Below are 12,558 nucleotides of genomic sequence, written 5' to 3' on the forward strand. Positions count from 1 at the left end.
TTTGCCTGAGGCACCCAGCAAAACGCAAGAGTCCGATGAGCAATTTAAAGATTTACAACACGCTGGCGCGTGACAAGCAGGCATTCGTACCGATTGAACCGGGCAAAGTCCGCATGTATGTGTGCGGCATGACCATTTACGATTACTGCCACATTGGTCACGCCCGCATGATGATGGCGTTCGACGTCATGTACCGTTGGTTGATGGCGTCCGGTTACGACGTCACCTACGCCCGCAACATCACGGACATCGACGACAAGATCATCAAGCGCGCGGTTGAGAATGGCGAAACCATCTCGCAGCTGACCAATCGCTTCATCCAGTACATGGACGAGGACATCGGCGCGCTCGGCATTCTGCCGCCAACGCTGGTGCCGCGCGCCACCCAGTACGTGCCGCAAATGCTGGCGCTGATCGAACAACTGGAAACCAAGGAGCTGGCCTACAAGAGCGAGGACGGCGACGTCAACTACGCGGTGCGCAATTTCGCGCCCTACGGCCGCCTGTCCGGCAAGTCGCTGGACGACTTGCGCGCCGGCGAGCGCGTCGACGTCAACACCGGCAAGCGCGATCCGCTCGACTTCGTGCTGTGGAAGGCTTCCAAGGAGTCCGAGCCGGAAGAGGTGAAGTGGGATTCGAAGTGGGGCAAGGGCCGTCCGGGCTGGCACATCGAGTGCTCGGCCATGTGCTCGGCGCTGCTGGGTGAGCATTTCGACATCCACGGCGGCGGCGCGGACTTGCAGTTCCCGCACCACGAAAACGAGATCGCGCAGTCGGAAGGCGCGTTCGGCCACACCATGGTCAATTACTGGGTGCACAACGGTTTCGTGCGGGTGGATAACGAGAAGATGTCCAAATCGCTGGGCAATTTCTTCACCATCCGCGACGTGCTGAAGAAGTACGACGCCGAAGTGGTGCGCTTCTTCATCCTGCGCGCCCACTACCGCAGCCCGCTGAACTACTCGGACGCCCACCTGGACGACGCCCGCAGCGCGCTGACCCGCTTGTACACCGCGCTGGACGGCGTGGAAGGCGACGGCCAGCCGCTCGACTGGAAAGAAGAGCATGCGGCCCGTTTCGCGGAAGCGATGGACGATGACTTCAACACGCCGCTGGCGGTGGCCGCGCTGTTCGAGCTGGCAACCGAGGTCAATAAATCGAAGTCGCCAGTGGTGGCGCGTCAGCTGAAAGCGCTGGCCGGCGTGATCGGCCTGCTGGAGCGCACGCCACAGCAATTCCGCCAGGCGGCGGTGGGCGGCGAGGGCGGCGACGATGCCGCCATCGTGAGCGCCATCGCCGCGCGCGCGGACGCCAAGAAAGCCCGCAATTTCGCCGAGTCGGACCGCCTCCGCGCCGAACTGCTGGCCCAGGGCATCATCCTCGAAGACAAGCCTGACGGCACCACCAACTGGCGCCGCGCATAACATGGTCATCGCCAAGGATAATGAGGCCGTGGGCGGCGTGCCGCCATATTGGGAGGAAGCCAAGCTGGAGCTGATGAAGCGGGACCGCATCATGAACAAGCTCATCCCGCAGTTTGGCGACCTGCACCTGCGCGGCCATCACGATCCGTTCACCACCTTGGCGCGTTCCATCGTCGGCCAGCAGGTGACCGCCAAGGTGGCCGACGCCGCCTGGAAAAAGCTGTTGGCGGTCAGCCCCAAGTGCGCGCCGGCGCAGATCATCAAGGCTGGTCCCGAGCAGCTGGCGGCGTGCGGCCTGTCCAAGCGCAAGACCGAGTACATCCTCGATCTGGCCGACCACTTCAAGAACAAGCGCGTCCACACCGCCCAGTGGGACCAGATGGACGACGAGGCGGTGATCGCCGAACTGACGCAGATCCGCGGCATCGGCCGCTGGACAGCCGAGATGTTTTTGATATTTAATCTGCTGCGTCCCAACGTTTTACCGCTGGACGACCCCGGTTTAATCCAGGGCATCAGCCAGAATTACTTCTCCGGCGAACCAGTCTCGCGTAGCGATGCGCGCGAGGTTTCCGCCAACTGGGAGCCTTACCGTACGGTAGCCACCTGGTATTTATGGCGTAGTTTGGATCCGGTTGCGGTAGAATAGATACTCTAATCGCTGTGCGAGGGGATTTTGCGCGCCTACGACCGCGCCCTCGACAGTCGAGAACAAACACGGAGGTACAATGACCAAAACGACTTTCCTCAATTTTGAGCAACCGATTGCTGAACTCGACGGCAAGATCGAAGAATTGCGTTTCGTCCAGGACGATTCGGCAGTCGACATCTCTGAGGAGATCGACCGTCTGGCCAAAAAGAGCCAGCAACTGACCAAGGATATCTACGCCAAGCTGACGCCATGGCAGGTTTCGCAGATCGCGCGTCACCCACAACGTCCATACACCATGGACTATGTGAACGAAATCTTCACCGACTTCCACGAACTGCACGGCGACCGCACCTATGCGGACGACCAGTCCATCGTCGGCGGTCTGGCGCGCTTCAACGGCCAGGCCTGCATGGTGATCGGCCATCAGAAGGGCCGCGACACCAAAGAACGCGCGATGCGCAACTTCGGCATGCCGAAGCCGGAAGGCTACCGCAAAGCGATGCGTCTGATGAAGCTGGCCGAGAAGTTCGGCATTCCAGTATTCACCTTCGTTGACACCCCGGGTGCGTTCCCAGGCATCGACGCGGAAGAGCGCGGCCAGTCGGAAGCCATCGGCCACAATCTGTTCGTGATGGCGGAACTGAAAGTACCGCTGATCGCCACCATCATCGGCGAAGGCGGTTCCGGCGGCGCGCTGGCGATTGCCGTGGCCGACCAGGTCATCATGCTGCAATACGCGACCTACTCGGTGATTTCGCCGGAAGGCTGCGCTTCGATTCTGTGGAAAACCTCGGAGCGCGCGGCCGATGCGGCTGAAGCGCTGGGCCTGACCGCGCATCGCCTGAAAGCCATCGGCCTGATCGACAAAATCGTCAGCGAACCGCTGGGCGGCGCGCACCGCGATCCGAAGCAAATGGCGACGCTGCTGAAACGCGCGCTGGCCGACTCGCTGCGCCAGTTCCACGGCATGAAGACCAAAGACCTGCTGGAAGCCCGTCACGAGAAGCTGATGAGCTACGGTAAGTTCAAGGAAACCACGCCACAAGAATAACTGGGCACCGGCCTGCGCCGGTGCGACGCCCGTCATCCCGGCGCAGGCCGGGACCCATAGAACACCACCGGGAGCCCGCGCATGCGCCGCTCCCGGTTTGCATTTCGGAGCCACGATTGAAGCAGCAAAAGCCCACCCTCACGTCCACCTTTGAACAAGCCGTCAGCGCCGCCCGCGCGCAGGCAGGTGAGGGCACCACACCACGCCTCGCCGTCGCCCTCAGCGGCGGGCTGGACTCATCGGCGCTGCTGCACCTGGCCCACGCCTACGCCCAGCAGCACGAGCTGACACTGTGCGCCTTCCACATCCACCACGGCCTCAGCCCCAACGCCGACGCCTGGCTGACCCATTGCGAACGCGAATGCGCCGCGCTGGGCGTCTCGTTCGAAGCCCGCCGCATCCAGCTGCAAGACCAGAAAAAATCCGGCACCGAAGCCGCCGCCCGCAAAGCCCGCTACGCCGCGCTGGGCGCGCTATGCCGCGAACACGAGGTGGCGCTGCTGCTGACCGCCCACCACCTGGACGACCAGGCCGAAACCGTGCTGCTGCAACTGCTGCGCGGCTCTGGCCCGGCCGGCCTGTCCGGCATGGACGCCGCCAACACCGCCGCCGGCCTGCTGCAAAACGACCAGCTGATGATGGCCCGTCCGCTGCTGCAAGCTTCGCGCAAACAGCTGGAAAGCTACGTCGCCCAGCGCGGCGTGGCCCACATCCACGACGAATCCAACGACGACCCGCGCTACGCCCGCAATGCCTTGCGCCACAACGTGATGCCGGCGCTGGAACAGCACTTCCCTGGCTTCCAGGAACGCTTCGCCCGCAGCGCCCAGCACGCCCAATCGGCCTCCCGCCTGCTGACCGAACTGGCCGAACAGGATCTGGCCGCCACGCTGGACGACGACTGTCTCGACATCGCCAAACTGCGCCAACTGAGCCAGGACCGCGCCTACAACCTGCTGCGCCACTGGTTTGCCACCCGTGGCCTGAGCATGCCCAGCACCGCCTGGATGGCCGAAATGCTGACCCAGCTGCTGGAAGCCAAATACGACGCCCAACTGCTGGTCACCCATCCCGAATGCCACGTGCGCCGCTATCGCGACCGTCTGCACCTGACGCCCAAGCTGGCCGAGCTGGAAGGCATGCGCGAAGACCAGTTCGACGACAAGCCCGGCACCGACTTCCGCTGGAGCGGCGAAAGCCAGCTGGCGTTCCCGGCCTATGGCGGCATTCTGCATTTTGATCAGGCGGAAGAGGGCATCGCCGCCGACTGGCTGCGCGACCAGCCGCTGCTGATCGAATTCCGCCGTGGCGGCGAGCGGCTGAAGCCGGCGCCCAACCGCTCCACGCGGCCGTTGAAATACCACTATCAGGCGCTCAACATCCCGGCCTGGGAGCGCGCACGCCTGCCTGTGGTCAAAAACGCCACAGCGCTGCTGTACGCCGCCGGCATCGGCATGGACTGTCACCAAGTGGCCGCCGGACCTGGCCGCATCAGCCTCCGTTGGCAAGCTGTATAGACAAACCGGCCCTTTGTGCCGAATTTTGTATGTAGATATGTCTATTCGGTATGAGTTTATGAGCTTTTTGACTTGTTATTTTGCAGCTCGACAGGTAGAGTTAAGGGTTCTATTTACCTTTATTTGAGCGGAAAACTCACTGTTATGGCTTTAATCGTGCACAAATATGGCGGGACGTCGATGGGTTCGACGGACCGTATCAAGAACGTCGCGCGGCGTGTCGCCAAGTGGCATGACGCCGGACACCGCATCGTGGTGGTACCGTCGGCAATGTCGGGCGAGACCAACCGCCTGATCGGCCTGGCCAAGGAAATTCAAGCGCAACCAGATCCTCGCGAACTGGACATGATTGCCTCGACCGGCGAACAAGTCTCGGTCGGTCTGCTGTCGATGGCGCTGCAAGCCATTGGCAAGAAAGCCGTGGCCTATGCCGGCTGGCAAGTCGCGATTAAAACCGATTCCGCTTACACCAAAGCCCGTATCCAGTCGATCGACAACGACAAGGTCAACCGCGACCTGGACGACGGCAAGATCGTCATCATCACCGGCTTCCAGGGCGTGGACGATGAAGACAACATCACCACGCTGGGCCGTGGCGGTTCCGACACCTCGGCGGTGGCGATCGCCGCCGCCATGAAGGCCGAGGAATGCCTGATCTTCACCGACGTTGACGGCGTCTACACCACCGACCCGCGCGTGGTGTCGGAAGCGCGTCGCCTGAAGGCGATCACGTTTGAAGAAATGCTGGAACTGGCGTCGCTGGGCTCGAAAGTGCTGCAGACCCGTTCGGTGGAATTCGCTGGTAACTACCGCGTGCCGACCCGCGTGCTGTCGTCGCTGACCGACCCGATGCTGGACCTGGAAGTCGAAGCCAACTCGGGCACCCTGATTTCGTTTGAGGAAGATAAAAACATGGAACAAGCAGTCATCTCCGGTATCGCATTTAACCGCGATGAAGCCAAAATCACCGTGCTGGGCGTGCCAGACCGTCCAGGCGTGGCGTACCACATCCTGGGCCCGGTGGCCGATGCCAACATCGAAGTCGACATGATCATCCAGAATCAGTCGGTCGACGGCAAAACCGACTTCACCTTCACCGTGCCACGCAACGACTTCCAGCGCGCGCTGGACGTGCTGAACAACTCGAAAGATCAACTGGGCGCCGCCAGCATCGCCGGTGACGACAAAGTGTCGAAGATCTCGGTGGTGGGCGTGGGCATGCGTTCGCATGTTGGCGTGGCCTCGAAAATGTTCCGCACCCTGTCGGAAGAGAGCATCAACATCAAGATGATCTCGACCTCGGAAATCAAAATCTCCGTACTGATCGACGAGAAGTACATGGAGCTGGCCGTACGCGCGCTGCACAAAGCGTTCGAACTGGAAAAGGCATAAATTTTTCCAAAAAACCGCCAAGTTGCCTTGACCAAACGGATCACGGTCTATACTATGGCGGTCGTCTGCTTCACGGCGGACATAGTTGAGAAATCGACTAGGAGACGTGGCCGAGTGGCCGAAGGCACTTCCCTGCTAAGGAAGCATACGGGCAAAACCTGTATCGTGGGTTCGAATCCCACCGTCTCCGCCAGAACAAAACAAAAAAGCCTCCCCTGCGGGAGGCTTTTTTGTTTTGTTCGGACGGAAACGGTGGGATTCGAAGACGTAGCCCCCCTAAAGGGGGCGAGGCTATCCGAATCGCCCAACTGCTGCCGCTGCGCGGCAGCCCATCCCTCATCCCAAAAAACGTAGTTTTTTTGCTACGAACTACCCCCCACCCGCTATCTTCGGCCACCATCCCCAAAAGCGGCTTTCCCCTATGAAAAGGGAGCAGACGCCCCGATAGCACAGCGCCGCCTGATTCCAATTTGAATATCGTTTCCAACCAAAAAGTTATTGGAGAGCGAGGCCAATAAGCACTAATGTTTGCGCAAACAATTCAGCCTTACGAGCTGACAAAACGGAGACCACATGACTACTCGCCCATCACCGAGCGCCGTCCGTCGACGGCTGCCCGGACTGGCATTGCTGACCGCCGCAATGCTCACCAGCCCGCCCAGCGCGGCGGAAAATCCCATCATCCAGACCATGTTCACCGCCGACCCGGCACCGCTGGTCCACAACGGCGTGGTGTATCTGTACGCCAGCCACGACGAAGACGACGCCCAAGGCTTCACCATGCGCGACTGGCAACTGTTCACCAGCCGCGACATGGTCAACTGGACCGCGAAAGGCGCGGTCGCGTCCCTTAAAATTTTCGCCTGGGCGGTACAGGACAACGACGCCTGGGCGCCGCAAGTGATAGCGCGCAACGGCAAGTTCTACCTGTACGCGCCGGTCAGCGTCGCCGGCTGGCCAAAGAACGTGATCGGCGTGGCAGTCGCCGACCGGCCCGAGGGGCCTTTCATCGATGTCTTGGGCAAACCGCTGATCGACAAGGCGGTCGGCTATTTCGACCCGACGGTTTTCATCGACGATGACGGCCAGGCCTATCTGTACTGGGGCAACCCCGACCTGTGGTACGTCAAGCTGAACCCGGACATGATTTCGTACGCGGGGCCGATCGTCAAAGTCGATTCCAAACCGGCCAACTACCAGGAAGGGCCGTGGTTCTACAAGCGCAACAACAAGTACTACCTGGCCTACGCGCCCACCTGCTGTCCGGAAGGCATAGGCTACGCCATGAGCGACCGGCCGACCGGGCCGTGGGTCTACCGTGGCGACATCATGGACCACAATCCCGGCTCGACCGGCAACCATCCCGGCATCATCGACTACAAGGGACACTCGTATCTGTTCGGCTTCAATTACCGCCTGAATTTCGCGCTGACGCCGATCCACCACGAGCGCCGCTCCATCACCGTTACCGAATTCAGCTACAAGGCCGATGGCGGCATCGACATGCTGCCATGGTGGGACAATTTCGGCGCCAAACAACTGGAGACCTTGTCGCCCTACCAGCGGGTCGAGGCTGAAACCATGGCCTGGACCTCGCGTGTGAAGCGCGGCATCGACCGGCCGTTCGAGTGGGCGCCCGGCGTCAAGATCGGGAAGAACGAACAGGTGGGGGTGTATGTGACGCAGATTACCGACCTTAGCTACATCAAAGTGAACGGCGTGGACTTCGGCGCGCAGGGCGCGGCCGCCTTCACCGCCAGCGTGGCCAGCGGCGCCAACGGCGGCACCATCGAAATCCACCTCGACAGCCCGGAGGGACCGCTGCTAGGCAACCTGGCAGTCAAACCCACCGGCGGATGGAATGAATGGCGCACGCAGCAAACCGCCGTCAGCGGCGCCACCGGCGTCCACGATCTGGTGCTGGTGTTCCGTGGTGTGGACCAGGGACCGCTGTTCAACCTCGACTACTGGCAATTCAGCGCCCGCTAAAACATAAGGAGACCTCGATGAAATTTTCACCGCGCGTGATCTTGGTGCTGGTCCTCGGCACCGCGCCGTGGCTGGCGCAGGCGGCGGCACCCACCGGCCTGGACCCGCATGGCCATCTGCTGAAGGCGGTGCAACCCGGCCAGGACTTCGCCTACACCCGCCTGGAGTCCGGCGTGCAGTTTGTCGTCAATGGCATTACCAGGAATGTGATTTTCTACGGCCCGTCCACGGTCCGCGTCAACGCCAATCTGGGTCGGAACTACTGGCAGGCCGCCAGCATTGTGGTGATCGACAAGCCGGCCCACATCAAGTTCGATATCGCTGACAGCGGCGCGACGCTCAGCCTGATTTCCCCGGCGTTGCGCATCGACATAGACAAGCACAGCGGCGCGCTGACCTTCAAGAACAAGCAAGGCGCGGTGTACACCCAGGAACACGCCAGCACCCCGGTCTCGGTCCAGCCGCGCGAGATCGCCGGCGCCCCGACCTACGAAGTGGAAAACACCTTCGCGCTGAAGCCGAACGAAGCGATTTACGGCCTCGGCTTTATCGAGGAGGGCGAGCGCAACCGTCGCGGCAAGGAGTTACTGCTGGTGCAAACCAACGTTGGCACCGTCATACCCGTCATGGTGTCTTCCGAGCGCTACGGCATCATGTGGGACACCTATTCCAAGATGAAGTTCAAGGACAACGTCAACGGCGCCACCTTGTGGGCGGAGGACGCGCCGGGCGGCGTCGACTACTACTTCATGGGCGCGCCGTCGCTGGATGGCGTGGTGGCCGCCTATCGCAAGCTGACCGGCGCCGCGCCGATGTATCCTAAGCAGGCCTTTGGCCTGTTCATGAGCAAGGAGCGCTACGCGACGCAACAACGGGTGGTGGAAGTCGCCGAAACCTTCCGCAAGGAGCAGTTCCCGCTGGACTACATGGTGCAGGACTGGCAGTACTGGGGCAGCGACAAGGACGGTAGCTGGAGCGGCATGATCTGGGACAAGGAGCGCTATCCGGACCCCGCCGGCATGACCAAAGCGCTGCACGACCTCAACATGAAGTTGATGATTTCCATCTGGCCCAGCATTGGCAACGACACGCCGCTGGCCCAGGAACTGGACCAGCACGGCCTGCGCTTCGCGCCGCTGCACTGGATCTCGAAGAAGGCGCGGATTTACGATGCCTACAGCCCGCTCGGACGCAGCATCTACTTCAAGCACATCAAGCGCGGTCTGCTGGACTACGGCGTGGATGCGTTGTGGATGGATGGCACCGAGGTTGAAGTCGGCACCGCGTGCTGGAACCCGGTCGAAGTCGAAAGCGATATCAAGAGCCTGGGCCGCAACGCGCTGGGCGATTTCTCCCGCTACTTGAATCCGTACTCGCTGATGACCACCCAGGGCGCCTACGACGGCCAGCGCGCCAGCGGCAACAAGCGCGTGTTCACGCTGACCCGTTCCGGCTGGGCGGGCGCGCAGCGCACGGCGGCGGCCTCCTGGACCGGCGACATTTTCGCCAGCTGGAAAACGCTGCGCGAACAGATCGCCGGCGGCGTCAACGTCACCGTGACCGGTAACCCCTACTGGAGCCAGGACACCGGCGGCTTCTTTGTGACCGAATATCCCAAGGGCGAAAACGATCCGGCCTATCGCGAGCTGTTCGCGCGTTGGTTCCAGTTCGGCGCCTTCAATCCGATCATGCGGGTGCACGGCACCAACATCGAGCGCGAGCCGTACATCTTCAAGACGCTGGATGCGCCGATGTACAAATCGCTGCGCGACACGGTGAACCTGCGCTATCGCTTGCTGCCCTATATCTACAGCCTGAGCTGGAAAGTCACGGCCGATGGCTATACCTTGATGCGGCCGCTGGCGATGGATTTTGTCGACGATCCGGCGGTGCTGAACATCAACGACGCCTTCATGTTTGGCTCCTCCATCCTGGTGCACCCGGTCACGCGGCCGATGTACCACGTGCCGGAAACCCCGCCGTTGACGATACCGGCGTCGGCCTTGCGCACGGCCGACGGCCAGCCCGGCCTGGCGGGCCAGTATTTTGCCGGCGAGAGCTTCGAGACGCCACGCGGCAAAGTGGTGGACGCCACCATCGACCATCAATGGCCGGGGCCGCCGCTGGCCGGACCGCCGGCCGGTCTGGACAGCCTGGAGCATTTCTCGGCGCGCTGGGAAGGGCAGTTGATCGCGCCGGAGGATGGCGAGTACGAGATCGGTGTCGAGGGCGACGATGGCTATCGCCTGTATCTGGACAACGCCAAGCTGATCGAGTTGTGGGAGGCCGGTCCGAAGCGCTATCGCAGCGCGCAGGTCACGCTGAAGAAAGGCCAATCGGTGCCGCTGAAGCTGGAATACTTCCAGGGCGGCCAGGACCGCAACCTGCGGCTGGCGTGGCGCACGCCAAGCCAGGCCCAGGAGCGTAAGGCCAGCACGCCGGCGCGCGATCTGACGATGCGGACCTATCTGCCGAAAGGCCGCGTCTGGTATGACTTCTGGACCAACCAGGTGCACCAGGGCGGTCAGACGGTCGACAAGGAAACGCCGCTGGACGTGGTGCCGCTGTACATCCCGGCTGGCGCGATTTTGCCCTTGGGGCCGCAGGTGCAATACGCCACCGAACACCCGGAGGCGCCGCTGGAAGTGCGCATCTATCCCGGTGCCGATGGCAAGTTCACCCTCTACGAGGACGACAACGAGACTTACGACTACGAGAAGGGCAAATACGCCACCTACGAGCTGGCCTGGCACGACGCCAGCGGCACGCTCAGCATCGGCGCGCGCAAGGGGCAGTTTGCCGGCCTGATCAAGCAGCGGGAACTGCGCATCGTGCTGATGTCGCCAGCCAAGCCCGCCCGGGTGGTGCAATACAAGGGCGCGCCGGTCAATGTTGTGCTGCGCGATTAGGGAGATGGGCGGAGTCCGGGACGGAAGCTCCGCCCCGGACTGGCGGTTCAATCCATGCGCAGATTGAATTGGTCGATGTCGATATAGCCGTCGCTGCGCTGCGGGTTGTAGCAGAACACCGCATATTGCGGCCCCTGGAAAGTACCGCTCTGCCAGTCATAGGCGAGTTTGAACGGTCCGCCCAGCGAGCGCCATGCGTTGCCATCGGCGCTGTAAGACAGCTCACCGCGCTCGCTGGTGAAATCCATCTCGGTACGCAGATGGATGCGCTGCTGCGCATAGGGCAGGGCGGCGGCGCGCACCTCGGTTTTCTGCCCCTGTAGCGTATCTTCGATGACGTTCATGCCGAGTTGCAGAGCGCCGCTGGCGCTGCGCGTCACGGCGATGTGCGCATTGAACTTGCCGAGCGTGCCAAAGCCGCACACATCGCCGGCGCGCAGCTGGCTCACATCCAGCACCACTTCACCCCGGCTATGCGGACCATAGCCTTTTTGCGTCAGCGTGTTACGCGCGTGCCAGAAATCGTTGGCGACGGTCGGCCGCAGCCGCAGGTAGCCCGGCCGTTCCGTCAGCGACCAGCGGCTGCTGTCGGGATTGTGATTCCATTGCCATTGCAGGCCCAGTTGCGGGCCGTCAAAGGTGTCGGAGGTGGCCGGCCGCACGGCCGGCTTGCCGGCGATGGGCACGGTGGCGGTGGCCGGCACGCGGCCAGGCGCATCCGGCGTGCCCCAGACCGGCCAGTCGTTCTGCCAGAAAATCGGACTGAGATTGGTCATGCGGCCGATGGCGCCGGCATCAATCATGACGAAGCCGTACCAGCCGCCATCCGGCAGATCGACAATCGCGCCCTGGTGGCCGCCGCTGGTGTCGTCAATCTGCGCCCGGGTTTCCCAGGGACCGGACAAGCTGCGCGCGCGCGACACCACCAGTGCCAGTTTCGATGGCACCGCGTTGAACAGGTAGTAGTAACCGCCGCGCTTGATCAGCTTGGAACCCTCGGCGCCCTTGTGGTAATGAATTTTGCGGGCATCGGTGACTTTGCTGTAATCGCCGTTCAGCGTCAGCAAGGTGATGGTGCCGTCCCAGCCGCCGGAGGTGGCGATGTAGCCGCTGCCGTCGCTGTCGAAGAACAGCGCCGGATCGAAGGCTTCGCGGTCCAGCACGCGCATGGCCCATGGGCCTTCGATCCGTTGGCTGCTGTAGATGCGGGTGTTCTGGCCGACCGGCGTCACCGCCACATAGAATGTGCCGGCGTGATAGCGCAGGCTGGGCGCGAAGATGCCGCCGCGATAGGCGCCGCCGTTTTCCAGGTCGAACTGGACGTTGCCATCCAGCCTGGGCACGACGTGCGTCACATACTCCCAGTGCAGCAGATCGGTGGATTGCAGTATCGTCAGGCCGGGACTGTTGGCAAAGGTGGTGGTGGCGAAATAGAAATGGTCGCCGACGCGGATGATGTCGGGGTCGGGAAAATCCGCGTGCAGTGGCGGATTGTAAAAAGTTGTCGGTCGCTGGCTGTCGCCGGCGGCGCCGGCGGCGTTTGGCGCGGCCATGCCCAGCAGGCTGACGCCTGCCATCAGCACGGCCGCGCAACGTTGTAATCGTCGCGGCATAGGCTTCCTTG

Annotated in this window: 7 protein-coding genes, 1 tRNA gene and 1 pseudogene; 8 read left to right on the forward strand and 1 reads right to left on the reverse strand. The window is 62.3% G+C overall.

Features of this window, described 5'->3' with window-relative positions; genetic code table 11:
* The first annotated feature begins 35 nt into the window (after positions 1-35).
* The 8 genes and pseudogenes from cysS (at position 36) to GJ699_RS00695 (ending at position 10,934) form a co-directional block, all read left to right on the forward strand.
* Positions 36-1,424: a cysteine--tRNA ligase gene (gene cysS / locus GJ699_RS00660; protein ID WP_154372118.1), complete on the forward strand. Its 1,389-nt coding sequence runs from the start codon at positions 36-38 to the stop codon at positions 1,422-1,424.
* A gap of 1 nt (position 1,425) precedes the next feature.
* On the forward strand, positions 1,426-2,073 hold the full coding sequence (locus GJ699_RS00665; RefSeq protein WP_154372120.1) for a DNA-3-methyladenine glycosylase family protein: 648 nt from the start codon (positions 1,426-1,428) through the stop codon (positions 2,071-2,073).
* 52 nt (positions 2,074-2,125) lie between these two features.
* Positions 2,126-3,127 (forward strand): annotated as a pseudogene (locus GJ699_RS00670) (acetyl-CoA carboxylase carboxyltransferase subunit alpha); the annotation flags it as partial.
* A gap of 116 nt (positions 3,128-3,243) precedes the next feature.
* The gene (gene tilS, locus GJ699_RS00675) at positions 3,244-4,644 is read left to right on the forward strand and encodes a tRNA lysidine(34) synthetase TilS (protein ID WP_154372124.1); all 1,401 of its coding nucleotides are present in this window, start codon (positions 3,244-3,246) and stop codon (positions 4,642-4,644) included.
* A 144-nt stretch (positions 4,645-4,788) separates the two neighbouring features.
* Positions 4,789-6,036, forward strand: a complete 1,248-nt coding sequence (locus tag GJ699_RS00680) for an aspartate kinase (RefSeq protein WP_154372126.1) — start codon at positions 4,789-4,791, stop codon at positions 6,034-6,036.
* Between the two features lie 100 nt (positions 6,037-6,136).
* Positions 6,137-6,229: transfer RNA gene (locus GJ699_RS00685), tRNA-Ser, on the forward strand.
* A 380-nt stretch (positions 6,230-6,609) separates the two neighbouring features.
* Entirely contained in the window at positions 6,610-8,025 is a 1,416-nt protein-coding gene (locus GJ699_RS00690) for a glycoside hydrolase family 43 protein (RefSeq protein WP_195763421.1), read from the forward strand.
* 17 nt (positions 8,026-8,042) lie between these two features.
* Positions 8,043-10,934: a glycoside hydrolase family 31 protein gene (locus GJ699_RS00695; RefSeq protein ID WP_154372128.1), complete on the forward strand. Its 2,892-nt coding sequence runs from the start codon at positions 8,043-8,045 to the stop codon at positions 10,932-10,934.
* A gap of 47 nt (positions 10,935-10,981) precedes the next feature.
* On the opposite strand, the gene GJ699_RS00700 is transcribed toward GJ699_RS00695, so the two are convergent.
* Positions 10,982-12,547, reverse strand: a complete 1,566-nt coding sequence (locus GJ699_RS00700) for a glycoside hydrolase family 43 protein (RefSeq protein ID WP_154372130.1) — start codon at positions 12,545-12,547, stop codon at positions 10,982-10,984.
* Positions 12,548-12,558: the final 11 nt, after the last annotated feature.

Origin of the sequence: Duganella guangzhouensis (genome assembly GCF_009674535.1) — a bacterium.
GTDB classification, from domain to species: Bacteria; Pseudomonadota; Gammaproteobacteria; order Burkholderiales; family Burkholderiaceae_D; genus Rugamonas; species Rugamonas guangzhouensis.

Bases quoted from the DNA above. Each gene is read 5' to 3' on its own strand.
- GJ699_RS00665 (WP_154372120.1), top strand. From the start codon at position 1,426: ATGGTCATCGCCAAGGATAATGAGGCCGTGGGCGGCGTGCCGCCATAT.
- GJ699_RS00680 (WP_154372126.1), top strand. From the start codon at position 4,789: ATGGCTTTAATCGTGCACAAATATGGCGGGACGTCGATGGGTTCGACG.
- GJ699_RS00700 (WP_154372130.1), bottom strand. From the start codon at position 12,547: ATGCCGCGACGATTACAACGTTGCGCGGCCGTGCTGATGGCAGGCGTC.
- GJ699_RS00695 (WP_154372128.1), top strand. From the start codon at position 8,043: ATGAAATTTTCACCGCGCGTGATCTTGGTGCTGGTCCTCGGCACCGCG.
- cysS (WP_154372118.1), top strand. From the start codon at position 36: ATGAGCAATTTAAAGATTTACAACACGCTGGCGCGTGACAAGCAGGCA.
- GJ699_RS00690 (WP_195763421.1), top strand. From the start codon at position 6,610: ATGACTACTCGCCCATCACCGAGCGCCGTCCGTCGACGGCTGCCCGGA.